This is a genomic window from Ventrimonas sp. (assembly GCF_048380235.1).
Taxonomy (GTDB): Bacteria; Bacillota; Clostridia; order Lachnospirales; family Lachnospiraceae; genus Brotaphodocola.
This window is the reverse complement of record NZ_DBFCCJ010000080.1, coordinates 1-24,624: the sequence shown is the minus strand read 5'-3', so window position 1 is coordinate 24,624 and position 24,624 is coordinate 1. Positions and strand designations below refer to the sequence as shown.

The following is a 24,624-nucleotide window of genomic DNA, read 5'->3' as shown; positions in this document are numbered from 1 at the left end:
ATGGAAAAAGTAATATTTCTGGACCGGGACGGTACATTGAATGAAGAGGTCAATTACCTGCACCGGAAAGAAGATCTGGTGCTCCTTCCGGGAGTGGCGGAGGCCTTGAAGGCTTTTAAGGACCAGGGCTACAGGCTGGTGGTGGTCACCAATCAGGCAGGCGTGGCCCGCGGCTATTATACTGAGGACGATGTAAAAGAGCTGCATCGTTATATGAACGAACTGCTGGCCGGACAGGGAGTGAAGATTGATGCGTTTTACTACTGCCCGCACCATCCGGAGCATGGAATCGGAAAATACAAGGTCCGGTGCCACTGCCGCAAACCGGAAACAGGCATGTTCGAGATGGCAGAACAGGATTTTGCGGTTGACAAGGCATCCTCCTGGATGATCGGTGACAAGCTGATCGATATGGAAGCGGGCCGCAATTACGGAGTCCGTACTGTGTTAGTGGGAACCGGCTACGGTGCCGGAGTCCATGAGGAACAGAAGAAAAAGGGAGACTTCCCCTATGACCTGTACGCAGACGATTTACTGGAGGCATACAATGAAATTAACAGAGAAACAGCAGGAAATCTTTGAGGAGCTGTTTGTACGCTATCCGGTTCTTGAGAAGAACCGGGAGGATATTTTAAAGGCATATGAGGTTCTGGAGACCTGCTACCGCACAGGCGGAAAGCTTCTGGTAGCCGGAAACGGCGGAAGCTGCGCAGACGCGGAGCATATTGTCGGGGAACTGATGAAGGGCTTTAGAAAGCGCCGCCCGTTAGACGAAGCACTGCAGCACAGTCTGGCCATGGAAAACATAAGCCATGGGGCAGATCTGGCCCGCAGTCTTCAGGGCAGCCTGCGGGCCATTGCACTGGATGGACATCCGGGACTTTCCACGGCCTTTGCCAACGATGTGGACGCGGATATGATCTTTGCCCAGCAGGTTTGTGGATATGGGGACAGGGATGATGTATTCCTGGGGATATCCACCTCCGGAAACTCTAAAAATGTGGATTACGCAGTGACCGTTGCGAAAGCAAAGGGCTTAAGCATCGTCGGCCTGACCGGAAAGGATGGCGGCCTGCTCGGAAAGCGGGCAGATGTGGCTGTCATCGTTCCGGAGACGGAGACCTTTAAGATCCAGGAACTGCATCTTCCGATTTATCATGCACTGTGCCTGATGCTGGAAGAGGCCTTCTTCGAGGAGTAGGAATATGATGAGTCATACTTTTGCAATCTGTGCCTATAAGGATTCGCCTTATCTGGATGCCTGCATCCATTCCCTGAAGCGCCAGTCGGTGAAATCAAAGATCATTCTCTGTACCTCTACACCAAGTCCGTTTCTGGAGGCTATGGCAAGGATCCACGACATTCCGCTGTATGTGCGGGACGGAAAAAGTGACATTCAGGATGACTGGAACTTTGCCTGTGAAAAGGCGGATACCCGCCTGGTGACCATTGCTCATCAGGATGACTGCTACCACCGGGATTACGCGGCCTGGGTGCAGCGGTGCTGGGAACGATACCCGGACACCACGGTGTTCACCACAGACTGCGCGATCTTAAAGGGTGAAGAGCTGCAGAGACCGGGCATGATCCAGTTTATCAAGATGCTTCTGCGTCTGCCGCTGCGCCTGCATGGACTGGCAGACCGGACCTTTGTGAAAAAGGCAGCGCTGGTGTTTGGCAACCCGATCATCTGCCCTTCCTGTACTTATGATAAAGAGGCGCTCGGCACGCCTCTGTTTGACTCGCCCTATAAATTTGCGCTGGACTGGGATACCATGTGGAAGCTGGCGGCGCGGCCGGGCCGTTTTATCTGCGTGGAACGTCCGCTGATCCGTTACCGGATCCATGACGGAGCTACCACAAAGGCCTGCATTCAGGATCACCGCCGCGGGGCAGATGAGACAGCTATGTATGAGAAAATCTGGCCAAAGCCGGTGGTGAAGGTACTGATGCACTTTTACCGGAAAGCGTATGCGGCTTACGATAACGCGTAAGAGCCTGCAATGACCGGAACGCAGCAAAGGAAAGCGCCGTGCTTCAGGGCCATCCGGACTGCAACAAAAAATTGGAGTATAATTATGGAAAAGATGGAATTTAGCGGAAAGCAGAGGGCGGAGGCCATGCAATACCGATGGACGAAACGGGCAGATGTCTGGAAGACGGAAGCCCTGGTCCTGATCCTGCTGACTGCCTTTACGTTTGTGATCAACCGTCACATGGAGATCAAGGGTCTTTACATGGACGATCTCTATCAGTGGTTCTGCTTTAACGATAACCCGTTCTTCGCGGCGGTGTTTACCAGCGGCGGGACACGTTTCCGTGCCCTTTACAATCTGGCGGCATGGACAGAAATGAAACTTTTCGGCACCCATGTAAACTGGTATGTGCCCTTTAACATTGTGCTGAACTCCTGTCTTGCGTACAATCTTTACCGCATGGCAAAACGGTTCAGCCATTCTGCGTATGTGGGAATTTTATGTGCGGTCATGTTTCTGATGTCCCGTATGTCCTACTACCAGATCGGCCAGGCGCTGGGGCTGATGGAGACCATGGCCATGTGGATGGCGCTGGGAATCCTGTATTTCCTGCTGGAGTTTCTGGGCGAAGCAGATGAGGCGGCTGCGAACCGGAAGTTTTACCTGGCGGTGGTTCTTTATTTCTGTGTCTGCCTGGTGCATGAGCGCTATATGGTGCTGCTTCCGCTGTTTTATTTTTCCCTGATCTTTCGGCTGTCAAGGAACTGGAAGCTCTGGGCGGCTCCAACTGTTGGATTTGCCCTGATCCAGCTTCTGCGGTTTGTTTTTATCGGCACCATCTCCCCTCCGGGGACCGGCGGAACCGACGTGGTAGATACCATTTCCGTGAGCTCTGTGCTGCACTTTGTGTTAAGCCAGATTGCCTATATCTTCGGAATCAATGCAGGACCGGAGCACTTAAATGGACAGAACTTCCGGGAAGCGCCGCTGTGGGTGATCATTCTCATTGCCCTGGCAGATCTGATGATCGCGATGCTGGTGCTGGCCTTTCTGATCCGTGTGATCCGGAAGGGAAAGAAGATGGTTCCGTACTTGCAGAAGGCATTCCTGTTTGTGGCATTTATCGGAGCCTGTATCGTCTGCTCCAGCGTGACCATCCGCGTGGAGATGCGCTGGGTCTATGTTTCCCTGGCGGCAGCGCTGCTATTCCTTTCCTGGATGTACGGCAGTCTGACGGAGCAGATGGCAAAGCGTGGGCGCTGGATCCAGGCACTTCCGTACTTAAGCCTGTTCACGCTCTATGTGCTGTTCATGCTTCCGGTGGAGCATTATTACCGCGGCCTGTTTCCGAACCTTTATTACTGGGCTGACCAGGAGCACTATAATGCTCTGGCAGAAGAAACCTACGGACAGTACGGTGTCGGGATCTTTGGAAAGACCATCTACATTGTAGGGGACAAATTCGAGATGGATGATTTCACCCAGGCGGAGTTTTTCCGGGTATTCGACCGGTTAAACCGCGATGACTGTGTGAGGGTCGTTCATATTAAGGATCTGCGTGACATTGGTCTGATTACCGATGACATGCTGGTGATCCAGGAGGATCCGGAGAACAACCGGTTTCAGGATATCACCCATGCGGCATCCCTGTTTAAGTGCCGCCCGATCTACGGCTTTTATGATGATGGCTGGTTAGATGAGAGGGCATCCGTCCAGGTGATGGCCGGAAGCACAGGAGAAATCCATTTAAGCTTCAACTATCCGCGGGATCTCACGGATGACCAGTGGCTGACCGTGTATGTGGACGGTGAGCCAGCCGAGTACATTAACTTTACGGAGCAGAATGAGGAGTGCACGATCCAGACAGATCCGTACCAGCCGGTGACCCTGCGGTTTGAGAGCAATTTCTATGTGCCGAACGCGCTGGAAAAACGCGGTGTGACACGGCTGGCCGTGCTTCTGAAGATGACTGCGGATTAAAATGCAATGAAACATACGGAGGAAAGAAGATGAAGGTTGTAATTCTGGCAGGCGGTCTGGGAACCCGGATCAGCGAAGAGAGCCATTTAAAGCCGAAGCCAATGATCGAGATTGGCGGACGTCCGATCCTGTGGCACATCATGAAATATTATTCCGAGTTCGGATTCCATGATTTTGTGATCTGTCTGGGCTATAAGCAGTATGTGGTAAAGGAGTTCTTTGCAGATTATTTCCTGCATACCTCCGATGTGACCTTTGACCTGGCTAACAACAGGATGGAGGTTCACAACAACTATGCGGAGCCGTGGAAGGTAACGCTGGTGGATACCGGTTTAAATACTATGACCGGCGGCCGTGTAAAGCGTATCCAGCCTTATATTGGCGATGAGCCGTTTATGCTGACCTACGGTGACGGTGTGTGCAACGTGGATTTAAAGGGACTGGTGGAGTTCCACAAGTCTCACGGAAAGACCGCGACCATCACGACCGTCAGCATTGACCAGCAGAAGGGCGTGCTGGATATCGGTCCGGACAATACAATCCGCTCCTTCCGAGAGAAGGCAGCATCCGACGGCGCCATCATCAACGGCGGTTTCATGGTGCTGAATCCGGAAGTTTTCTCCTATCTGAAGGATGATACCACTGTGTTTGAACAGGAGCCGATGACCCGCCTGGCAGCAGAGGGACAGCTCATGTCCTTCTATCACGATGGTTTCTGGCAGTGCATGGATACGCAGCGTGAGATGCAGCTTCTGGAGACGTTGTGGCAGTCCGGCAACGCACCATGGAAGATCTGGAAGGAATAAAGAAAGCTTGCTGAAATATCTGGCTGTCGGAACAAGCGGCAGCAGCAGGGAGAGAATACAATGAAGTATGATTTGAATACATGCAGGGATTTTTATCAGGGAAAGCGCGTTCTGGTGACCGGTCACACCGGCTTTAAGGGCTCCTGGCTGTGCCGGATCCTGACACTGGCCGGTGCGCAGGTGACCGGTTATGCGGCCGAGGCACCGACCGACCCGGCCCTGTTTTCGATTGCCGGGCTGGCGGATACCATGGACAGTGTGATCGGAGATATCCGGGATTTGGGGCATCTGAAAGAGGTCTTTGACCGGGTACAGCCGGAGATCGTGCTGCATCTGGCTGCACAGCCCATCGTGCGGGATTCCTACAAGGATCCGGTCTACACCTATGAGACCAATGTGATGGGCACGGTGAATGTGCTGGAGTGCGTGCGCCTGACGCCTTCCGTGAAGTCCTTTTTGAATGTGACCACCGACAAGGTGTATGAGAACCGGGAGTGGGAGTATGGATACCGGGAGTGCGATCCGCTGGATGGCTATGATCCGTATTCCAACAGCAAATCCTGTTCCGAGCTGGTGACTCACAGCTATCAGAAGTCCTTCTTTGCGGACGGATACTGTGCCATTTCCACTGCCAGGGCCGGAAATGTGATCGGCGGCGGTGATTTTGCCAACGACCGGATCATCCCGGACTGTGTGCGGGCCATGGAGGCAGGCAGGGAGATCGTGGTGCGCAATCCCTATTCTACCCGTCCGTTCCAGCATGTGCTGGAGCCGCTGTTTGCTTATCTGGAGATTGCCCAGAAGCAGTACGAGGATCTGGCATACCAGGGCTATTACAACGTGGGCCCGGATGAGTGCGACTGTGTGACCACTGGCGAGCTGGTAACCCTGTTCTGCGATCTCTGGGGCGAGGGCGCTTCCTGGGTAAACCGCCATGACGGAGGTCCGCATGAGGCAAACTTTTTAAAGCTGGACTGCTCAAAGCTCAAGAAGACCTTTGGCTGGAAGCCCAACTGGCACATTCAGGATGCCATCGGGAAGACCATTGTCTGGTCGAAAGCGTACCTGGCCGGTGAGGATATGCGGAAGGTGATGGATCGGCAGATCGGAGAATATTAAAGGAGAGTAATAACATGGAAAAAACACAGGAGCAGGCACGCCAGGAAATTCTTGACCTGGTAGCGGATTACTGCAGAACCTATCATATCAATAATAAAAAACCTTACAAGCCGGGCGATCGCATTCCGTATGCGTCCCGTGTGTACGATGAAGCCGAGATGGTGAATCTGGTGGACAGTGCTCTGGAGTTCTGGCTGACCTCCGGCCGCTATACTGATGAGTTTGAGGCGAAGCTGGCTGAGTATCTGGGCGTGCGCTACTGTGCCCTGGTAAACTCCGGCTCCTCCGCAAACCTGGTGGCCTTCATGACTCTGACTTCTCCGCTTCTAAAGGAGCGTCAGGTAAAGCCTGGAGATGAGATCATTACCGTGGCAGCAGGCTTTCCGACTACCGTAACCCCGGCTATCCAGTATGGTGCGGTTCCGGTGTTTGTGGATGTGACCATTCCGCAGTACAACATTGATGTGACGAAGCTGGAAGAGGCCTATTCTGAGAAGACAAGGGCAGTCATGATCGCCCATACTCTGGGCAACCCGTTTGACTTAAAGGCTGTAAAGGAGTTCTGTGACCGCCATAACCTGTGGCTGATCGAGGACAACTGTGATGCCCTGGGAAGCCGCTACACCATTGATGGCGTGGAGAAGTTTACCGGCACCGTGGGCGATATCGGAACCTCCAGCTTCTACCCGCCTCATCACATGACCATGGGTGAGGGCGGAGCTGTCTATACCGATAACCCGCTGCTGAACAAGATCATCCGCTCCTTCCGTGACTGGGGACGCGACTGTGTCTGCCCGTCCGGCCGGGATAACCTGTGCGGACACCGCTTCGACCGCCAGTACGGCGAGCTGCCGCTGGGCTACGATCACAAATACGTGTATTCTCATTTCGGCTACAACTTAAAGGCCACCGACCTGCAGGCATCCATCGGATGTGCGCAGCTTGACAAGTTTCCGGGCTTTGTGGAGCGCAGACGTCACAACTTTGACCGGCTGAAAGCTGCTCTGGCGGATACCACCGGCAAGCTGATCCTGCCGGAGCCGTGCGAGAACTCCAGACCGAGCTGGTTTGGTTTCCTTATCACCTGCCGGGAAGGTGTGGACCGCAACGCAGTAGTTCAGTACGTGGAGAAGAATGGCGTACAGACCCGAATGCTGTTTGCAGGTAATCTGACCAAGCATCCGTGCTTTGACCAGATGCGTGCAGAGAAACGAGGCTATCGTGTGGTGGGCGAATTAACCAACACCGACCGTATCATGCAGGATACCTTCTGGGTAGGCGTTTATCCGGGCATGAGCGATGAGATGATCGATTATATGGCAGCAACGATCCGCGAAGCCATCAACCAGTAATACACGGAAAAGAGGTCGGACAATGCAGTACGATTTAACAAAGGTCCATGAGATCAACCTGAAGATTTTAAAAGAGATTGACCGGATCTGCAGAAAATACAAGATTAAATATATGCTGGATGGCGGCACATTACTTGGTGCGGTCCGCCACAAGGGCTTTATCCCGTGGGATGACGACGCGGATATCGCCTTTACGAGAAACAACTATGAGGCATTTTTAAAGGTAGTAAGACGGGAGCTTCCGGATACCATGGAGCTTCTGATGCCGGAGGATTTCCAGGGTGGAAGGGCTTTCTTCGATTTTACGGCCCGGGTCATCTACAAAAACAGCCGCCGTCATGAGGATTCACCTGAGGTACAGTATTACGAGGGAAAGCTGAACCATCTGTGGGTGGATCTGTTCATCATTGACGAGCTTCCGCAAAGCAAGGCGGCAGCAGGCTTTACCCGGCTGCTTCACAAGAGCATCTATCTTCTGGCCATGGGACACCGGTATCATCTGGATTTCTCCAAGTACAGCCTGTTCCATAAGCTGGCGGTAGGCGGCGGTTCCGCAGTCGGAAGACTGGTTCCGATGAAGCTGATCTTTAAAATGCAGCATGCGGCAGCTCTGAAGGACAAGCATGGCTGCAGCAGCCTGCGCTATTACAGCAATTACCAGCCGGATTACCTGTATGTGACCATTCAGAAGGAATGGTGCGAGGAGATTACCGACATCGAGTTTGAGGGCGAGACGCTGATGGCATCGAAGTATGCTCATGAGGTTCTGACCTGGGTGTACGGCGACTACATGAAGCTGCCGCCGGAGGCAGAGCGGGTACCGGCCCATTCCACAATAGACATTCAGGTATTTGACGAGGAAGCATAATGGAAAAGAAATTATCGGTAGTCGTATCGGTATACAACGAAGAACAGGCACTGCCTATGTTTTACGAGACAACAAAGCTGATCCTGGAGATCCTGCCATGGGATTATGAGCTGTTGTTTGTCAACGACGGAAGCCGGGATGACAGTCTTTCCATCCTGCGGGAGTATGCAGCCCGGGATGAGAAAGTCAAGTTCGTATCCTTCTCCCGCAACTTTGGCCATGAGGCAGCGATGATAGCAGGCATTGATTACGCGGACGGAGATGGCATCGTCTGTATGGATGCGGACCTGCAGCATCCGCCGGAATGTCTGCCGGAGATCGTGCGGAAATTTGAGGAGGGATGCGGAGTTATCAGCATGGTGCGGACAAAAAACAAGTCTGCCGGACTGATCAAGAACATCACCTCTGCCGGATTTTACCGGGTTATCAATGCCCTTTCGGATGTGAAATTTGAGCCTAACGCATCGGATTTTTTCGCGATATCAAAGGAAGCAGCCGAGGTGCTGCGGAAGAACTACCGGGAGAAGGTGCGGTTTTTGCGCGGCTATGTGCAGAGCATTGGATTTCAGAAGACGACGATTACCTACGAGGCCCATGACCGGGTAGCGGGAGAGAGCAAGTACAGTATCAAAAAACTGCTGGCCTTTTCTCTGAACACGATCATGTGCTTCTCCAATCTCCCGCTGAAGCTTGGTATCTATGCCGGGGCTTTTGCGGGACTGCTGGGGGTGGCGGTAATGATCTACACACTGTTCACCCGTCAGGGTGCGCCCAGCGGCTACGCTACCATCGTGATCTTAAACTGCTTTATGTTTGCGATCCTGTTTCTGATCGTGGGCATTATCGGAGAGTATATCGCGATTCTGTTCAGCGAGCTGAAGGACCGGCCAATTTATATCGTGCAAGAAACACAGAATGTGGAGAAAAAATCTGTGTGAGGGAAAAGAAAATCCGCCGGAGTTATTCCGGCGGATTTGCCTGCTCTTTCAGGTATGCATCGGCATCTTTAAAGAAGGATGAGATAATCAGCAGCATGATGATCCCCACCGGGAAGGCCGCGATGATGGATACGGTCTGCAGATTGGACATGGAGTTTTCCGAGAAGATCAGTGCCAGCGGCAGCAGGATCAGGAAAATGGCCCAGAACAGCTTCACATTCCGGTGCGGCTCCTCATCGCTCTGCAATTTCTTATAGGTGTAGGTAGAGGCTACCATGGTGATGGAGTCAAAGGATGTGGAGTAAAAGGTGATCATGCACAGCACCAGAAGAACGAGCACGGCCTTGGAGAGCGGAAGCTGCCCCAGGATATCCAGGATGGCATGATACAGGTTCCCGTCTGCGGCATAGGAGGAGAGCACATCCAGCTTTCCGTGCATCTGCAGGCCGAGACCGTAGTTCCCCATAATAATGAAAGAAGTAAAGGTTCCGGAGAGGCCAAATACATAGCCGCCCAGGATGACCTGGCGAAGGGTACGGCCTTTGCTGATGGAGCCGATGAAGAACGGAACAGCTACACACCAGACCATCCAGTAAGCCCAGTAGAAAATAGTCCAGGTCTGCGGGAAGGATGAGGTCCGGAGGGAGTCGGTCCAGGTGGCAAGGCCGATAAAGTTCTGGGTCATGTTTCCCAGAGCGGTTATGCCTTCTTCAATGATGAAGCGGGTCTGGCCGCCGAAGAAAAAGACATAGGCCAGCAGGCCGAAAAACAGCCAGGTACAGGTGGCAGCGGAAAGCTGCACGCCCTTCATGCCGAAGTAGACACTGAAGGTATAGATTGCGCAGACGATCACCAGGATCACCAGAGTGAGTCCGGTGCTCTGCGGAATGCCGGTTACGCTGCTGATGGCGCCGGCCAGGAGCGGTGTTGCCAGGGAAAACGTGGTGGCAGTTCCTGCCAGAAGCGCAAAGACCGCAATCAGGTCAATAAGCTTTCCGGCAATACCGTCTACTTTATTTCCAAGAACCGGACGGCAGGCCTCGGAATATTTCTGTCTGGTCCGTTTGCGGACATGAAGCATGAAGCCGAAGGCTGCAGACAGCACCAGATAAAAGCCCCAGGGGATCGGCCCCCAGTGAAACAGGGGATAGGTGGCAGCCCATTCGTGGAGTGTGCCCATCTCAGCCGTGTGCGGGTCTGAAGCGTACAGGATCCACTCACAGCAGGAATAGAACAGGATGTCGGCAGCAAGGCCGGCAGTGAAGATCATGGAGCCCCACTGAAAGCCGGAGTAAAGTGGCTTATCCGTTTCACCCAGGCGGATTTTTCCAAACCGGGAAAACGCGATATAGAGGGAGCAGACAAAGACACCAAGTCCAATGATGAGGTAATAGCTACCCATCTCATCACCCAGGAAATTGCGGATGGCGCTGATGGTGTTAGTGGAGCTCTCAGGACTTACGACAAACCAGGCACAGAGCGCCAGAATGCATAAGAAAGGAACCAGTGTGGTGAACCAGTCAATCTGCCGGAACAGAGATGTCTGTCTGGCAGCAGTGGGGTTAGTGTGATGTTTCATAACGGCCTCCTGTTCAAAAAAACTTAAAATTGAATTATATTGAACATAATAGCACCGCAATGCGGAAAAAGCAAGGGGATTTTATGAGAAGATTTGGCAGAAGACACAGATTTAGAAGAAGCGGCAGCCGGAAAATCGGATGGCAGATGGAGATGTCCATCGACCGTGCCGCATCCAGAAGATACCGCAGTTACCGGCGTCACAGGAATATGTGGTTTGTAATCCTGGGCGTATTGCTGGTGCTGCTTCTTACCTTTGGCTGCGTGTTTGCGGTTAAGCGGACAGCTCACAAAAAAGGCGCAGATGCTTCAGAATCAGCCCACAAAACGGAGCAGACCGGAAGCACCGGAGCTTATGAAAATGTGGAGCTGGTGACAGAGGGCGAGAAGGCAAAAGAGCTGGAGGCCCAGGGAAAGACAGAAAAAGAAATTGCAGATCGGACGGAGCCGATCCTCGGCGGAGCAGAGCTGACCATGCTGGCCGGACAGACGAAAGCCCAGATGATGTCGTTTCTTCTGGAGACGAAGAAAGGCAGTCTGATCGTAGTGGACGGCGGCTGGTGGGACGATGCTGACTACTTAAAGGAGGAAATCAAAAAACGGGGCGGCCATGTATCAGCATGGTTTCTGACCCACGCCCACACCGATCATGTGGGAGCACTCTTAAACCTCCTGCAGAGTGAGGCTGATGGGGAAGATACCGGCATCACCATCGATCACATTTACTATAATTTTGCTTCCCTGGACTGGTACAAGAAGCATGAGCTTGGCGATCTGGGAACTGCGGACGCCATTCTCACTGCACTGGCCGGACTTCCGAAAGGAGAGGCATGCCCGGTGAAAAAGGGTGACGAGATCCTAGTGGATGATGTGTGCATCACCGTGTTAAACGACCGCTACGAGCCGGATGACGATCATGTCGGCGAGCGGGACGGAAACGATGCCAGCATGGTATACCGGATGCTGGTAAACGGTGTTACCATTCTGTTTACCGGCGATCTGCAGGTGGACGGCGGCAACCATGTGCTGGAAACTGTGGCGAAGGAAGATCTGAAAGCTGACATTGTACAGATGGCACATCACGGACAGCATGCCGTGACAAAGGAATTTTACGAGGCAGTCAGCCCGAAAATCTGCCTGTGGCCGACACCAAAGTGGCTGTGGGATAACGAGGATGGGAAGTATACAACGCCGGAGACCAAGGCGTGGATGAAAGAACTGAATGTAGAAAAGCATTATTGCATGAAAGATGGAAACCAGGTGATCCGATAAGGGATCCCTGGTTTTTTCTATTAAAAATCAAAGAAAATATTTTCAAAAAGCTTATCTCCGTATTTCTGATATAGCTTAAACGCAAGGTCATAGCAGTAATTATCATCACGCTCAGAAATTACAACGATATTCATAGTGATATCGGCGAGTACAAGGGTATATACAATGCGGATGCCGATTCCTTTGTATTTAATTTTGAAAAAACCGGTTAGATTTTTTCCGTTTTTGTTGCCGAGAGGCTTTCCATAGCCGTGTGGACTGGGAAGTGGGGCCCTGGCCACTTTGATGATACCGGCGGCTACCTGCTTTTTCAGGCTATTGTCGAGCTGTTGAAAATCTTTTTTCGCCTCTTTGGTAATTTTTATATTCCATCTTTTCATTCGATTTCTACGCTTTCTGCGAGCTGTTCTAATTCTTCCATGGAAAATCCCTCTTCCGTTATAAAGGATTCAAACGAAGTGGTGTCATCTAAAGATCTGGACTGGGCAAGCTTCAGCAGACGTATATTCTCAATGGCCTCCATAAATTTTTCAAGGCGGGCCAGCTTTTTCTGGGTGTCCTGATATTCTTTGACAGAGATAAGGACAGCAGTAGGCTGGTTGTTTTTCAAAACAATATATTCACTGTTATTCTGTGCGACATCATTAAAGATTTTGCCAGCTTTTCCCTGGCTGAAATCAGAAATGGGAATTAATTTTTCGGTCATATTGGCAAATGCGAAACTCATAAGAAAACCTCCTTTCATCTATATAAGTATTATATGATACATTAAAATAATATGCAAGATTTTAACTGAAATATTAACTTGTATTTACATGAAAATACTGGGAGAAAATAACAAATCGCCACTACCCGTAAAATGGATGGCGGCGACTTAATCTTTGGTAACGCTTGCGATATCCTGCACATCGCAAGCTAATTTGCCTGTCATATTTTTTTAAGTGACTGCAACAGTTGAACGCGATTTTTAACTTCCAGTTTCTGATAAATGTTATGAATATGTTTTCTCAGCGTAGAATCACTGATATAAAGCTGCTCACAGATATCAGGCCCGTTTTTGCCGTTGTTTATAAGCTGGAGAATTTCCAGTTCTCGTTTGGTAAGCCCTTTTTCCTCTGCGAACTGAGTAAGGTTGGAGCGCTTGGAATATGCGGAAAAGGTCTTGGGCGTTACTTCAAAGTTTAGAAGATAGAACAGCTTTAGCTCAATATGAATTTTCAGCATTTCCAGCATAAACAATTCCCGGTCACTGAAATCCTCCTGTCCATTCTTTCGCCATATGGCAATGGCTCCAAGCGGCTGGTCACGATGGACGAAAGTCATATAGATTGCATAGTATAAATTCTGTGGTTTTAAAATATCTATATAAATCGGAGTATCAGTCCAGGAATTGTCCGGTGTAATGTTGGAATAACGGAATACACTGCTCCATGGACTGTTTAGATAGGAAATCCAACGTGGAGAATAGGATCCTGTCATATATTTATCAACATAATACTGCAATTCCGGACTTTGGGGAACGATAGCGGCATTGCTCAAGGTAATAGCGTTGTCTGTTCTGGATGCTTTAAAAACAAGTCCCTGGGAGAAGGGAATAATACTCTGAATTTGTTCAAGAATTGTTCTGGAAAATTCCATATAATCTCTACAGCGATTCATGCGGTAGATAAGCTGCGAAAGTGCCTGCCATTCATAGTTTAGTAAATTTTCTGCCATAAAGACCATCCTTCTATAAACACTGTATATAATATAGCACAAAACTGCTATTTTGTCAAAAAAACTGCTAGTTTTGCAGTATAAACGCACAGAAAATAGAACCGGAATTCCGTGGAAAGAAACAGAAAATCCATATAAATTTTTCTGAGATTTAGTATAATTGTGATAAATGATAAAAAAATAACGAAGGAGGAGCGGAATTGAAAGGATTTGTTACAGCAAAGGAAGCGGCACACCTCATCAAGAATGGTGATACGGTTGCTTCTGCAGGAATGGCACTGATGGGACTTTGTGAGGACGTGATACGCTCCACGGAAGCCAGATTTCTGGAAACCGGAGAACCGAAAAATCTGACCCTTTTCTATGGCGCGCACCAGGGCAATAACCCGATCACCGAATATGGGTGGGATCACTGGGCACATGAGGGAATGCTGAAACGCTGGAATGGTGGATTTTTAGGAGCATCCCCGAAAATTATGGAACTGTGTAATACAAACAAGATTGAGGCGTACTGCTGGCCGATGGGAAATATTCTTCATATGTATCATGAGATTGCGATTGGTCGCCCGGGTCTGATGACTAAGATTGGATTAAAAACCTATGCGGATCCACGTCTGGAGGGCAGCAAGGTGAACCAGGTGTCTACAGAAGATATCTGTAAAGTAATTAATTTTGAAGGAGAGGAATATCTGTTCTATCCAAAGCCGGTGTTGAATGTAGGACTGATTCGTGGAACTACCGTCGATACTCACGGAAATCTGACTTTCGAGGAGGAGAGTATCAACAGTGAGGCCCTTTCCCTGGCTATGGCTGTGAAGCAATGTGGCGGTATTGTCATCGCACAGGCAAAATATAAGGCAGCAGCTGGAACTATCCACCCAAGAACCGTTCATGTACCGGGAATTTTTATCGACTATGTAGTCATCAATGAAGATATTCATACTCACCAACAAAATGAGGCATCTGCTTATAATCCGGCTATGGCAGGCAATATAAAGGCAGATTTGGCTGAATTTCCAAAGCTGCCTTTAACGGAAGCAAAAGTGATTGCGCGCCGTGCGGCTATGGAGTTAAAGAAGGGAACCAGCATTAATCTTGGCATTGGTATCCCGCAGAATATTGCTTCTGTCGTAAATGAAGAAAAATGCGGAAAATATGTTACCTTAACCAGTGAATCTGGAACCGTAGGAGGTGTTGCCATTACCGGAAAAGCATTCGGAAACTGCTGGAATCCGGAGTGTTTCCTGGATGAGGATGTACAGTTCACCTGGTACTGCGGTGGCGGACTTGGAGCAGCATTTCTTGGACTTGCCGAGACAGATGAACGCGGAAATGTCAATGTCAGCAAATTTGGACCACGTTTTAACGGACCGGGTGGTTTCATAGATATTACCCAACCGACAAAGAAAGTTATTTTCTGTGGCGCCTTTATGGCAGGTAAGCTTCAGACCGAAGTAAAAGACGGTAAGATTCACATTATAAATGAAGGAAAGTTCCGAAAGTTTGTTTCCAAAGTCGGGCAGGTTACCTTCAGTGGTGATTATGCGGTAGAGTCCGGACAGGACGTTATGTATATCACTGAACGAGGTGTATTTGAACTGACAAAAGATGGACTGATGCTGACCGAGATTGCACCGGGCATTGATCTGGAGAAGGATATTCTGGCAAACATGGATTTTAAGCCGGTCATCTCTCCGGATTTAAAAGAAATGGACGCAGCACTGTTCCAGGAAGACTGGGGCGGCTTAAAGGCGATTATGAAAGGCTGAACACAACAATAACAAAAAACGGAGGAAACAACATGTCGGATATTTTAATGGAAGTAAAAGATAAAATTGCTTATGTAACCTTAAATAGAGGACCGGCAAACGCATTTGTAAACGAGATGTACGTAGAGTTTGCAAATACCCTTCTGGAATTGGGTGAACGCGATGACGTTGCGGTTGTGGTAGTTCGTGCCAATGGAAAAATTTTCTGCGGCGGAAATGATATCAGCGCATTTGATTCCTTTGATTCCCGCACCAAGGCCAACTACTCCGCAGAGTGCTGCGGCAAGGCAGCTGGTGCCGTATGGGATTGCAAGAAGCCGGTTATCTGTGCGGTACAGGGTGCGGCAATGGGGGCAGGCATGTGCGTTGCGGCAGCCAGTGACTTTATCATTGCAGGAGAGGGTGTGAAATTTGGTATCCCGGAAGTAAAGCTTGGAATTCCGGCGGCAGGCGTATTTGCCCGCATGATCGTTCCATTACATAAGGCGAAATGGATGGCATTTACCGGCAATCCGGTTACGGCGGAGGAGCTGTATCAATATGGTACTGTCATGAAGGTAGTTCCGAAGGCAGAGGTTTGGGATGAGGCAGATAAATTTGCTCATGAGATGGCCGCATCCTGCTATCGCGCAGTCAGCATCTTCAAGCAGAATTTCTGCCGCAACATGGATGCCCGACTGTATGATCAGTTTATGGTAGAGCAGAACAGCTTCATGGACAACATGATGTACTCTCATGATTTCAAGGAAGCCATTGCAGCGTTTACTGAGAAGAGAGTACCGGAATTTAACGGAAAGTAGTTTGTAGAGGCCATGATGGCAGAGGGGATTACATATGAGAAAAAGAGAAATAGATCCGAATAGCCGCGATTATGAGTTTTCTGAGATTGAGCCGGATGAGCGTTTTGTCCAGACTGCAAAAGAATTCTGGGTTACCATTGGAACCTTTTGTGTCTTTACGGTTCTGATGATCCTGAATCTTTACATGGTAAACGGACCTGATCCGCAGCATTATACGTATGTCTTTGGTTTTCCGCTCTGGATTTTCTGTGAAATCTGCATTCTGATCGGTATGGTAGTCGCAGTAATCCTGATCACTACCTTTGTTTACCGGGATATGGACATTACAGAGCGTGGAACTGTAAAACCGAGAGAAAAGAAATAATGCCGGGTAGAAAGGGGGCAGTCTTTTATGGAAATGTCAAGTAGTACAAGAACTACAATTGTAGCTGTGTTTGCAATTTATACGATTCTGTTGCTGGGATACAGTCTTTATTCCCGGCGGGCCATGAAGGAAGGCAAGGGAGACTATATCAGCAAATTCTATACCGGTGGCCGTGATGGTGGTATTCTGATGACTGCTATGATGGTTTCTGCAGGTGTTGCGGGAGCTGGTGTGTTCATGGGTGTGCCGGGTTTTACCTATACCTTCGGCGCTATCTGGATGGTATGCTGTTTCTGGTCTATGTGTTCCAATTTCATGGTACTGGGACTAATCGGCAAACGTGTAGGCATTGTAGCCCGCAGAACAAATTCCCAGACCTTTGTGGAACTTCTGATGCACCGTTATAACAAAAATAAGCTGGTTGGCTTTTTGTGCAGCTTTGTCGTACTCTTCTTTCTGGGAGCATTTGCGGTTTCGACTATTACGGGCGGCGGACGAATCTTCCAGATTCTGACCGGTCAGGATTACCGTATCGGTCTGGCAATCTTCACCGTACTGGTTATCATTGCAGCTGTGACAGGCGGCATTAAGGGTGTAGCAACAGCAATCGTGATTCAGGGCATTGTTATGACGGTATCTGTTATAATCCTGTTTTTCATGGGAATCCGCAGCACCGGCCTCAGTTATACCGGGACCATCCAGGCGCTGATTGAGCAGCAGCCGGAGTGGTTTATGCCGGTAAAGGGTGTTGGAATGGTATTCTCCTTCGCGTTCCTCTGGGGTATGGCTACGTTTACCTTGCCGCATGTTACGATGACGGCACTGACTTATAAAGATTCCCGTACCCTGCATCAGGCAATCAAGGTCGGAACCGTAGTTGTGGCAATCTGGCTGTTAGGCTTAAATGGACTCTGTTTTACAATCAAGTATCTATTCCCGGAGGGAAGTCTTGCAACCGCAGATCTTGGTATCCCGACACTGGCTGTTACGGCAATGCCGCCGTGGGCAGCAGGACTGGTTCTTGCCGGTGTGTGCGGCGCGGTTCAGTCTTCTGTAGGCGGTATGGTTGTATCTCTTGCAGGTACCTTTGTGAGTGACATATACAGCAAGCTGATTAATCCGAACGCAAAGCCAGAGACAGTCAAGAAGCTGAATATGTGTAGTATCATTGTAGTTGCAATTATTGTATTCCTGTTTGCATGTGACCCGCCGGAACTGCTGGCCTCCCTGATTACTTATGCAAGTGGTGGTATGACGGTAGCATTCTTCCATGTATTGCTGTTAGGTCTGTTTTGGAAACCGGCAAATGAGTACGGCGCAGTAGCCGGAATCATCAGCGGTATTGCGCTGTTCCTTCTGATTGATAAGGGCATCCTTCCGTTATCTCTTGGAATGAACGCGGCAGTTATGGCAACGCTTCTTTCCACCATCATTATGGTGGCCGTTTCGCTGGTAACGCCAAAAACGCCATATGGCATCATTGCCACCTGGTTCGGAAAAGATTACCCGGAACAGTAAAATCTGCATATAAATAAGCAGCGCCGATACGGAACGAAATGGTTCTGTATCGGCGCTTGTCTATTTGGGATTATTAATCCGGAACAAAAAGTCCACTGTGGTAGGAGTAGCTTCCAAGCTCATCCAGCAGCCGGTCCATGTTTTCTTTGGTGTTTGGCAGTTCGCCGGTCAGATAGGAATTGATGATGGCGTAGACATTGTTGCTCTTGTGCAGGCATTGCCGGAACAGGTCAGGGAAGGAGGCTTTTGAGGCAAGTCTGCGGTCCCAGGGGTTGCACCAGATGTCATGGTCGATGTTCAGGACTTCACGTGGGTTATTGATCTCATCGGTGACCAGCTTCTGGGATGCCACTGGATTTTTCAGGACCAGCTTCTCCACGAAGGCAATCTTATTGCGTTTGGATCCCTTTGGATCTGCCAGGGTCCGGCAGCCGAAGCGCAAAGCCAGAATGGAACGGTGGATCATGGCAGGGGTTACCTGGAAGTTGTTGCTGTAGGTGATGGGATAATATGTCTCATTGATACAGTCGGCAAGGAAACGGGAGATAAACTGGGTTTCCATGCCGTTTAAGCAGATGGTTGCTGCCTGGTTGAACTGGGAAGGCTTTTTGTGCTTGTATTTCCACAGGAGTATGGCATCAATGTCATTCTCCAGGGAAGCGTGGCGGCCATGGGCCTGGCTGTTTGGAGCTTTGGCATCGTAGCCGATGCGTCCATACACATAAGGATGACAGATGGAGTCTCCGATGTAGTGATTTAAATAGCCACAGAAGTAAGCCAGTCCTTCTTCTCTCTGTTGACGGGATTTCACTTCGCTTAAATGCTGCAGATAGCAGACAAAGAACTCCTGGATGTGATGCTCATGCATATAGGAGCCAACGTTGCGGTAGTCCCGGTGGCGCAGAACGGGAATATTGTAGAAAAACATATCCGGCCCCTGCAGGCCCAGCTGGTAGAGCCAGCGGTATTTGGCAATGATGTATTTTAACTGATTGTTGGGAAGGTCGTTGTAGGCCTTCATTCCTAAGATATAGTGTGTAGTAAATCCGGGCATAAGAATACCTCCTATAGCTGGATTATAGCACAAGATGAGGTAAAATACAAAAGGCACGCAAAGCAAGGGGGAAGAAGCTATGCGTACCTTTCGGGCGTGATTAAAAAATTATATATGATTGTGCAAGGTGTTTTTTAAACGTTTCAGTCCTTCTTCAATGTATCTGGTCGGGCAGGCTAGATTCCAGCGTTCGAAGCCTTCTCCGGATTCTCCAAAAATGAAGCCTTCATCGAAGAATAGGTACGCTTCCTCTTTCAGAATTTTAGCAAGCTCATGACATTCAATGCCAAGACCGTTGAAATCCATCCAGAGAAGATAGGTACCTTCCAGTTTCATAATTTGGATTTGCGGGAACTCTTTTTTTATGAAATCTGTGATAATTTGGCGATTGCGCTCAATTACGGTTAATACCTGCTCCAGCCAGTCTTCACATTCAGTGTAGGCAATTTTGCAGGCCTCCAGCCCCAGAATATTACATTTCGGATTGCCGTCATCTTTCTTCTGCTCATCATAGAAACGTTCCCGAAGCTCTGGGTTTGGAATAATGATGTTTGCGGTCTGGAGACCAGCCAGGTTAAAGGTTTTACTTGGTGCGGTACAGGTAATGGAATTCATTGCGAATTCCTCACAGATGGAAGCAAAGACAATATGTTTATATCCCGGACTTATCAGATCAAAGTGGATTTCATCAGAAACCACCAGAACATGATTGTCCATACAGATACGGCCAATACGTTCCAGCTCTTCTCTGCGCCATACACGTCCGCTTGGGTTGTGGGGACTGCAGAGAATCAGGAGTTTGGTGTTTGGATCCTTTGCTTTTGCTTCAAAATCATCAAAGTCGATTTCGTAGGTATCACCGGTGCGGACTAGCTTGTTTTCCACCAGCTTGCGGTTGTGGCGGGATACCGCAAAGTACATGGGGTAGTAGACGGGGGTCATCAGCATGACTCCTTCTCCCTCTTTGGTAAATGCCTTGACTGCGGTGAAGAATGCGTTGATGACACCCGGAGTATCACGGATCCAGTCTGTCTCGATGTTCCAGCCGTGGCGGCGTGACAGCCAGCCTTTTACCGCTTCCTTGTATTCCTCTGTAGGCTGGGCGTAGCCGAGTACACAGTTCTTTAAGTAGTTCTGGAGTCCTTCGGAAATTTCCGGAGCAAGAACAAACTCCATATCCGCAACGGAGAAGGGAATCACATCCTCCGGGGTATAGCCAAGAATTTTCTGAATTTCATCCCATTTTCCGCTGCCTAGACCGACGCGGCGGATCACGGTTTCAAGATCGTACTGTTTCATAGTGTTTTTACCTCTTTATTTATTTTCAATAACGATGCCATCAGCGGCAAGCTCTTCATCGGTCTCATGACGGAGTCCCCATCCGGTGAGAATTGCGAACCAGAAGACAACAGCCAGAGCCATGCTGTGGAAATTGTATCCTACAAAAGAAATTGCGCTGTAACCATCTGTCACAACTCCGCTTGCTATGGCAATTGCAGCCAGATTTAAACAGCCTGGGTTGGTTGGAACCAGATAGCCGACGCCACATCCAAGGCCATCCAGAAGGTTTGCCGCGCGGGCACGGTCAATTTTGAATGGGCGCAAAAGCTGGCGGATGATCGGACCGCAGAAGGAGATTGCGGAAGTACCGCTGCTGATTGCAATGCCGACCAGGCTGACCATAGCGCCGGCTGCAATCTCTGCGGAACGTTCGGACTGTGCATGTTTTCTCATGAAATTCAGAATAGCGTCAAGTACGCCGGCTTCCTGGATCAGGCTTACCATGATGAAGATGAACAGGATAAAGATAATGGAGCCGATCATGCCTTCAAATGCGGTGGCAATCAGGCCGTCGGTAGCGACAAGCTGCATCGGAGTCAGATAACCAAAGCAGAATAACATGATGATGCCAACTAATTCACTGATCAGCAGGGCGGTAAAAAGACCACGTCCGGTCAACATCAGGACAACAACGAGAACCGGAACAATCAGAAATACCAGGCTGGATGCGTAGGTAGCATCTACCGTTGCTGCTTCGACCGTGCCGTTCCCATTCTGCATAAAGCCAAACGCGATAAAGAGCACAGTGGAGATACCACCTGCAATCAGTGCATATTTCAGTCGGGAACGAACTACCTTCATGACATCAACTTCCTGGGAAAGAGAAGAAGCAATAGTTGTGTCAGATATTGGTGCCAGGTTATCGCCGAAGCAGCTTCCTGCCAGGATGGCCCACAGATAAGATTGACATTACAGCCCATACCAACTGCCAACGGAATCATAACCGGACCGGCTGTGTTCATGGCACCTGCTGCGCTTCCTGTGGCGCTGGATAGAATCACGCACATGAAGAAGCAGAGAATCGGCATAAAGGCCGGAGAAAGATTGATTTTTGCAAGTACATAAAGCAGAGCATTTACCAGATGAGACGCAGTTAGAATTTTGGACATAACACCTGCGAACAGGAAGCATGCAATCATAAATGCAAAGATGTTATCGCGCACACCGTTGATTAGAGCCTTCTGAAAGACTTTTTTGTCTTTATATACAAGAAAGCCACTCATAGCTGCAAGATACCCGGCTGCCCAGAAATTCTTAGTGGAGCGCATCCCAAATGCAACCATCACGAGCATGGAGCCAATCATGACGATCAGTGGCGTGACTGCTCCGAGCATGCCCCCATAAGTTTCCGCATAGCGTTTTGATTCTTGTGACATAGTACCATCCTCCTTTTTTGATAATTAGTTTCACTGTGAAACTAATTGATGAGATGAGGATAACATATATTAAAAAAAACGTCAATAAAATGGCGATTTTCTTAAAAAAGATTAGCAATATGCATAAAAAATGGAGAAAAATATTGTATATAGTTTCTGTATGAAACTATATGCAGAAGATTATAAAGAGTTTGAATTATTCTGCCGCCGCTTCTCTAAGAATAGGGTCCGCAGTGCGGTAATTTTGTAGAAGCTTTCGATTTCTTCTATAGTGCTGTCTTTGAGGAGCGCTTCCAGCATTTCCAGTGTTTTCACGCGGTCATAGGAACGGTGAAGTTCATTGGCGCGCAATCCCTTTTCAGTTGGTTTAAAATAGACCCATTTTTTATTTCCGTCTCTCTGTATGCGGGCAATGAGTCCTTTTTCCTCCAGCCTTGCCAGAAGCTTGGAAATAGTTCCCTTGGTGCGGAAAAAGGTTTCTGCAAGATGCGTCACGGTGACCTCGTGGTTATCGCAAATGTACCCTAGGGTGTGGGCTTCAGTTTCTGTCATCAGATTGCCCTCACCGTAGTCGTGAACCTGACGGGAATATTCTTCCTGCAGTAAGCCGTGGCGGTAGATAGCGTCAATTTTGTGGTTCAGATCCTGAATGGTAAGATTCAGAGTGCCAGATAAAGGTTCTTCATTGCTCATAGTAACGTTTGTCCTTTTTGGGATAATCTTCAGGCACAGAGCCTGAGTCTGATTATCAGTATACAACATTCACTGACAAATATCAAATTACATGTGCATAAGTTAGAATGAATAGCATGTGTATGGAGATAACCATGCAGCAGACATTGCAGCTGTTACACGAAATCGTCTGGGGGCCGTGGACGATGCTTTTGTTTCTGGGGACAGGACTGTTCTTTACCGTGAAGTCTGGTGGATTCCAGATCCGGAAACTGCCATACTGGTGGAAAAAGACGGTGGGAAGTCTTGGAAACGGTTCGGTTTCTTCATTCCAGACCTCCTGCACTGCTCTGGCTGCTACCATCGGCACAGGCAATATTGTCGGCGTGGCGACGGCATTGACTGCCGGTGGTCCCGGTGCCGTGTTCTGGCTCTGGATTTCAGCCCTCATCGGCATGGCCACGGCTTATACGGAGACCAGCCTGGGACAGAAGTACCGTTATCGCAGGCCGGATGGCGCGTGGCAGTGCGGTCCCATGGTGTCCATGGAGCGGGGCCTGGGCTGCCGGAGCATGGGACTGATTTATGCGCTGTTTGCGGTACTGGCTTCTCTGGGGATGGGATGCATGGTACAGGCGAATGCGGTAAGTGAAACACTTTGCTATGAAGCCGGTATGAAGCAGGAAATTGCGGCGCTTCTGGTAACGGCCCTGACAGCTGCAGTGGTGTGGGGAGGAATCCGGCGCATTTCCCGGATGACTTCCTGGTTTGTGCCGCTGTCTGCGGGGATTTATTTTTTCTTTTCCGTGTGGGTTCTGGTGGTGTGCCGACGCAGCATTCCGGTGGTGCTTGGACAGATTCTGAAAGAAGCCTGGACGCCTGGGGCGGCCGGAGGTGGAATTGCCGGATTTCTGTTTTCACGAAGTGTGCGTTTTGGCCTGGCCCGGGGCGTGTTTTCTAACGAAGCGGGACTTGGAACGCTTGCGGTGCTGCATGGCGCGGCGGAGGATACCACACCGGAGGAACAGGGGATGTGGGCCATGTTTGAGGTGTTTGTTGATACGATTGTGATCTGCACGCTGACGGCTCTGGTGATTTTGTGCGCAGGAATGGAGTCTGGTTTGGATGGCGCTGCCCTTACCTCCTTCTGTTTTACCAAAATTCTCGGCGGTTTTGGCGGATTTCTGGTGTCCGCCAGCATGGCTGCGTTCGCTTTTGCCACTATTGTTGGCTGGTACTATATAGGAAGACAGATGTTTTCTTATCTGGCAGAGTACCTGTGTCCTGGTGTAAATACGGAATATCTGTATACCATCCTTTATCTTCTGGCCGTCTGGCTGGGGTGCATCTGCCGTCTGGAGCTTGTCTGGATCGTGTCGGATCTGGTGAATGGCCTGATGGCATATCCAAATCTTCTATCTCTGTGGCTCCTGGCAGAGCATGTGCAGTTTCCGAAAATAAAAGCTAACAAATAGTTATATAGACAAAAATAAAATCAGTCATGAGACCTGAAAAAAAGAGGAATCAGACACTATGGAATCAAACAAACAATACGCAAAGGTAACAGAATTTGACGGAGTGCCGAAGGATAACGGAGAAGAAACGGAATAAACAGATTTTCGATAAGTGCATGGAGAAAGCCGGCACCGCCTTGACAAGTACATCAAAACCACCTATACTGTATTTCACTTTAGGATAATAAGCGAGAATCCTCGGTTATTCAATTGCCGAGATGAAAGCGTCTGAAACAGAATTTAATACATTCGAGAACTTGTGTATACAATATCAACTACCATGTGGTGTGGTCTGTGAAATATCGCAGGAAGATTTTATCGGCAGAGATTGAGACTTATCTAAAAGAACTGGTTCAGAAAATAGCATCCGATAAAGGTTTTACAGTTCATCGTTTTGAAGCTGGTGAAGGTGATCATATCCATTGCTTTGTGTCTGCACCACCGAAAATGTCAGTGACTGATATTGTAAAGTATTTAAAAGGAATTACAGGAAGAAAACTCTTTGAAAAATATCCGGCGATTCGCCAGAAACTTTGGAAAGGTCAACTTTGGAATCACTCATATTATGTAGAAACAATCGGCTCGGTATCGGAAGAAAATATCCGACGATA

25 protein-coding genes are annotated in these 24,624 nt (G+C 49.2%); 16 read left to right on the top strand and 9 right to left on the bottom strand.

The annotated features are described in order from the left end of the window. The 9 genes from gmhB to ACMP1L_RS12945 all read left to right on the top strand — a co-directional run bounded on the left by gmhB (window position 1) and on the right by ACMP1L_RS12945 (window position 9,039). The gene (gene gmhB / locus ACMP1L_RS12985; RefSeq protein WP_418453275.1) at window positions 1-582 is read left to right on the top strand and encodes a D-glycero-beta-D-manno-heptose 1,7-bisphosphate 7-phosphatase; all 582 of its coding nucleotides are present in this window, start codon (window positions 1-3) and stop codon (window positions 580-582) included. Continuing rightward, window positions 548-1,201, top strand: a complete 654-nt coding sequence (locus tag ACMP1L_RS12980) for a D-sedoheptulose-7-phosphate isomerase (RefSeq protein WP_418453274.1) — start codon at window positions 548-550, stop codon at window positions 1,199-1,201. Before gmhB ends, ACMP1L_RS12980 begins: the two co-directional genes overlap by 35 nt. 4 nt (window positions 1,202-1,205) lie before the next feature. Next, window positions 1,206-1,994: a glycosyltransferase family 2 protein gene (locus ACMP1L_RS12975; protein WP_177304429.1), complete on the top strand. Its 789-nt coding sequence runs from the start codon at window positions 1,206-1,208 to the stop codon at window positions 1,992-1,994. Between the two features lie 84 nt (window positions 1,995-2,078). Next, window positions 2,079-3,956 carry a hypothetical protein gene (locus tag ACMP1L_RS12970; RefSeq protein ID WP_418453273.1) on the top strand — a complete coding sequence of 626 codons (1,878 nt, stop codon included), beginning with the start codon at window positions 2,079-2,081 and terminating at the stop codon, window positions 3,954-3,956. A 29-nt stretch (window positions 3,957-3,985) separates the two neighbouring features. Continuing rightward, window positions 3,986-4,762, top strand: coding sequence for a glucose-1-phosphate cytidylyltransferase (gene rfbF / locus ACMP1L_RS12965; protein ID WP_118733043.1), 777 nt, complete (start codon window positions 3,986-3,988; stop codon window positions 4,760-4,762). A gap of 60 nt (window positions 4,763-4,822) precedes the next feature. Next, complete coding sequence (gene rfbG / locus ACMP1L_RS12960) at window positions 4,823-5,881, top strand: CDP-glucose 4,6-dehydratase (protein ID WP_418453272.1); 1,059 nt, start codon at window positions 4,823-4,825, stop codon at window positions 5,879-5,881. 14 nt (window positions 5,882-5,895) lie between these two features. Beyond that, window positions 5,896-7,233, top strand: coding sequence for a lipopolysaccharide biosynthesis protein RfbH (rfbH, locus tag ACMP1L_RS12955; protein ID WP_418453271.1), 1,338 nt, complete (start codon window positions 5,896-5,898; stop codon window positions 7,231-7,233). Window positions 7,234-7,255: 22 nt separating this feature from the next. Beyond that, complete coding sequence (locus ACMP1L_RS12950) at window positions 7,256-8,101, top strand: LicD family protein (protein ID WP_118733040.1); 846 nt, start codon at window positions 7,256-7,258, stop codon at window positions 8,099-8,101. Next, window positions 8,101-9,039, top strand: a complete 939-nt coding sequence (locus tag ACMP1L_RS12945) for a glycosyltransferase family 2 protein (protein ID WP_418453270.1) — start codon at window positions 8,101-8,103, stop codon at window positions 9,037-9,039. The genes ACMP1L_RS12950 and ACMP1L_RS12945 overlap by 1 nt, the downstream gene beginning before the upstream one ends. Before the next feature lie 22 nt (window positions 9,040-9,061). Here the strand turns inward: ACMP1L_RS12945 and ACMP1L_RS12940 are convergent, their stop codons facing one another. Then, complete coding sequence (locus ACMP1L_RS12940; protein WP_418453269.1) at window positions 9,062-10,618, bottom strand: BCCT family transporter; 1,557 nt, start codon at window positions 10,616-10,618, stop codon at window positions 9,062-9,064. A gap of 83 nt (window positions 10,619-10,701) precedes the next feature. On the opposite strand from ACMP1L_RS12940, the gene ACMP1L_RS12935 reads away from it, so the two are divergent. Then, a complete protein-coding gene (locus ACMP1L_RS12935) occupies window positions 10,702-11,889 on the top strand; it encodes a ComEC/Rec2 family competence protein (protein WP_418453268.1) in 1,188 nt (395 codons plus the stop codon). A 20-nt stretch (window positions 11,890-11,909) separates the two neighbouring features. On the opposite strand, the gene ACMP1L_RS12930 is transcribed toward ACMP1L_RS12935, so the two are convergent. The 3 genes from ACMP1L_RS12930 to ACMP1L_RS12920 form a co-directional block, all read right to left on the bottom strand. Next, complete coding sequence (locus ACMP1L_RS12930; RefSeq protein ID WP_118733036.1) at window positions 11,910-12,269, bottom strand: type II toxin-antitoxin system RelE family toxin; 360 nt, start codon at window positions 12,267-12,269, stop codon at window positions 11,910-11,912. After that, complete coding sequence (locus ACMP1L_RS12925) at window positions 12,266-12,616, bottom strand: type II toxin-antitoxin system Phd/YefM family antitoxin (protein ID WP_118733035.1); 351 nt, start codon at window positions 12,614-12,616, stop codon at window positions 12,266-12,268. The genes ACMP1L_RS12930 and ACMP1L_RS12925 overlap by 4 nt, the downstream gene beginning before the upstream one ends. Before the next feature lie 200 nt (window positions 12,617-12,816). Then, the gene (locus ACMP1L_RS12920; protein WP_418453267.1) at window positions 12,817-13,605 is read right to left on the bottom strand and encodes a LuxR C-terminal-related transcriptional regulator; all 789 of its coding nucleotides are present in this window, start codon (window positions 13,603-13,605) and stop codon (window positions 12,817-12,819) included. Between the two features lie 200 nt (window positions 13,606-13,805). Between ACMP1L_RS12920 and ACMP1L_RS12915 the strand changes: the two genes are divergently transcribed. Genes ACMP1L_RS12915 through ACMP1L_RS12900 form a run of 4 tightly spaced genes read left to right on the top strand, consistent with a single transcriptional unit; the run spans window position 13,806 to window position 18,056 of the window. Then, window positions 13,806-15,374, top strand: coding sequence for an acyl CoA:acetate/3-ketoacid CoA transferase (locus tag ACMP1L_RS12915; RefSeq protein WP_418453266.1), 1,569 nt, complete (start codon window positions 13,806-13,808; stop codon window positions 15,372-15,374). A 32-nt stretch (window positions 15,375-15,406) separates the two neighbouring features. After that, window positions 15,407-16,174 carry an enoyl-CoA hydratase/isomerase family protein gene (locus ACMP1L_RS12910; protein WP_177304421.1) on the top strand — a complete coding sequence of 256 codons (768 nt, stop codon included), beginning with the start codon at window positions 15,407-15,409 and terminating at the stop codon, window positions 16,172-16,174. A gap of 34 nt (window positions 16,175-16,208) precedes the next feature. Then, window positions 16,209-16,538, top strand: a complete 330-nt coding sequence (locus ACMP1L_RS12905; protein WP_418453265.1) for a YhdT family protein — start codon at window positions 16,209-16,211, stop codon at window positions 16,536-16,538. Between the two features lie 27 nt (window positions 16,539-16,565). Continuing rightward, complete coding sequence (locus tag ACMP1L_RS12900; protein WP_177304420.1) at window positions 16,566-18,056, top strand: sodium:solute symporter family transporter; 1,491 nt, start codon at window positions 16,566-16,568, stop codon at window positions 18,054-18,056. A gap of 73 nt (window positions 18,057-18,129) precedes the next feature. On the opposite strand, the gene ACMP1L_RS12895 is transcribed toward ACMP1L_RS12900, so the two are convergent. The 5 genes from ACMP1L_RS12895 to ACMP1L_RS12875 form a co-directional block, all read right to left on the bottom strand. Further along, window positions 18,130-19,110 (bottom strand): zinc dependent phospholipase C family protein, encoded by a 981-nt coding sequence (locus tag ACMP1L_RS12895; protein WP_118733034.1) that lies wholly within the window; start codon window positions 19,108-19,110, stop codon window positions 18,130-18,132. Between the two features lie 108 nt (window positions 19,111-19,218). Continuing rightward, window positions 19,219-20,409 carry a MalY/PatB family protein gene (locus ACMP1L_RS12890; protein WP_177304419.1) on the bottom strand — a complete coding sequence of 397 codons (1,191 nt, stop codon included), beginning with the start codon at window positions 20,407-20,409 and terminating at the stop codon, window positions 19,219-19,221. Window positions 20,410-20,424: 15 nt separating this feature from the next. Continuing rightward, a complete protein-coding gene (locus ACMP1L_RS12885) occupies window positions 20,425-21,285 on the bottom strand; it encodes a hypothetical protein (protein ID WP_418453285.1) in 861 nt (286 codons plus the stop codon). Continuing rightward, window positions 21,249-21,827 (bottom strand): hypothetical protein, encoded by a 579-nt coding sequence (locus ACMP1L_RS12880; RefSeq protein WP_418453264.1) that lies wholly within the window; start codon window positions 21,825-21,827, stop codon window positions 21,249-21,251. Before ACMP1L_RS12880 ends, ACMP1L_RS12885 begins: the two co-directional genes overlap by 37 nt. Before the next feature lie 180 nt (window positions 21,828-22,007). Further along, entirely contained in the window at window positions 22,008-22,520 is a 513-nt protein-coding gene (locus ACMP1L_RS12875; protein ID WP_418453263.1) for a MarR family winged helix-turn-helix transcriptional regulator, read from the bottom strand. A gap of 134 nt (window positions 22,521-22,654) precedes the next feature. On the opposite strand from ACMP1L_RS12875, the gene ACMP1L_RS12870 reads away from it, so the two are divergent. Both ACMP1L_RS12870 and tnpA read left to right on the top strand, forming a co-directional pair. Beyond that, the gene (locus ACMP1L_RS12870; protein ID WP_418453262.1) at window positions 22,655-23,974 is read left to right on the top strand and encodes an alanine/glycine:cation symporter family protein; all 1,320 of its coding nucleotides are present in this window, start codon (window positions 22,655-22,657) and stop codon (window positions 23,972-23,974) included. A gap of 267 nt (window positions 23,975-24,241) precedes the next feature. Beyond that, window positions 24,242-24,624: IS200/IS605 family transposase (gene tnpA, locus ACMP1L_RS12865; protein ID WP_418453284.1), on the top strand; the 383-nt coding region annotated here is incomplete at its 3' end.

Coding starts and splice junctions, on each gene's coding strand:
- gmhB (WP_418453275.1), top strand. CDS start 1: ATGGAAAAAGTAATATTTCTGGACCGGGACGGTACATTGAATGAAGAG.
- ACMP1L_RS12980 (WP_418453274.1), top strand. CDS start 548: ATGAAATTAACAGAGAAACAGCAGGAAATCTTTGAGGAGCTGTTTGTA.
- ACMP1L_RS12975 (WP_177304429.1), top strand. CDS start 1,206: ATGATGAGTCATACTTTTGCAATCTGTGCCTATAAGGATTCGCCTTAT.
- ACMP1L_RS12970 (WP_418453273.1), top strand. CDS start 2,079: ATGGAAAAGATGGAATTTAGCGGAAAGCAGAGGGCGGAGGCCATGCAA.
- rfbF (WP_118733043.1), top strand. CDS start 3,986: ATGAAGGTTGTAATTCTGGCAGGCGGTCTGGGAACCCGGATCAGCGAA.
- rfbG (WP_418453272.1), top strand. CDS start 4,823: ATGAAGTATGATTTGAATACATGCAGGGATTTTTATCAGGGAAAGCGC.
- rfbH (WP_418453271.1), top strand. CDS start 5,896: ATGGAAAAAACACAGGAGCAGGCACGCCAGGAAATTCTTGACCTGGTA.
- ACMP1L_RS12950 (WP_118733040.1), top strand. CDS start 7,256: ATGCAGTACGATTTAACAAAGGTCCATGAGATCAACCTGAAGATTTTA.
- ACMP1L_RS12945 (WP_418453270.1), top strand. CDS start 8,101: ATGGAAAAGAAATTATCGGTAGTCGTATCGGTATACAACGAAGAACAG.
- ACMP1L_RS12940 (WP_418453269.1), bottom strand. CDS start 10,618: ATGAAACATCACACTAACCCCACTGCTGCCAGACAGACATCTCTGTTC.
- ACMP1L_RS12935 (WP_418453268.1), top strand. CDS start 10,702: ATGAGAAGATTTGGCAGAAGACACAGATTTAGAAGAAGCGGCAGCCGG.
- ACMP1L_RS12930 (WP_118733036.1), bottom strand. CDS start 12,269: ATGAAAAGATGGAATATAAAAATTACCAAAGAGGCGAAAAAAGATTTT.
- ACMP1L_RS12925 (WP_118733035.1), bottom strand. CDS start 12,616: ATGAGTTTCGCATTTGCCAATATGACCGAAAAATTAATTCCCATTTCT.
- ACMP1L_RS12920 (WP_418453267.1), bottom strand. CDS start 13,605: ATGGCAGAAAATTTACTAAACTATGAATGGCAGGCACTTTCGCAGCTT.
- ACMP1L_RS12910 (WP_177304421.1), top strand. CDS start 15,407: ATGTCGGATATTTTAATGGAAGTAAAAGATAAAATTGCTTATGTAACC.
- ACMP1L_RS12905 (WP_418453265.1), top strand. CDS start 16,209: ATGAGAAAAAGAGAAATAGATCCGAATAGCCGCGATTATGAGTTTTCT.
- ACMP1L_RS12900 (WP_177304420.1), top strand. CDS start 16,566: ATGGAAATGTCAAGTAGTACAAGAACTACAATTGTAGCTGTGTTTGCA.
- ACMP1L_RS12895 (WP_118733034.1), bottom strand. CDS start 19,110: ATGCCCGGATTTACTACACACTATATCTTAGGAATGAAGGCCTACAAC.
- ACMP1L_RS12890 (WP_177304419.1), bottom strand. CDS start 20,409: ATGAAACAGTACGATCTTGAAACCGTGATCCGCCGCGTCGGTCTAGGC.
- ACMP1L_RS12880 (WP_418453264.1), bottom strand. CDS start 21,827: ATGTCACAAGAATCAAAACGCTATGCGGAAACTTATGGGGGCATGCTC.
- ACMP1L_RS12875 (WP_418453263.1), bottom strand. CDS start 22,520: ATGAGCAATGAAGAACCTTTATCTGGCACTCTGAATCTTACCATTCAG.
- ACMP1L_RS12870 (WP_418453262.1), top strand. CDS start 22,655: ATGCAGCAGACATTGCAGCTGTTACACGAAATCGTCTGGGGGCCGTGG.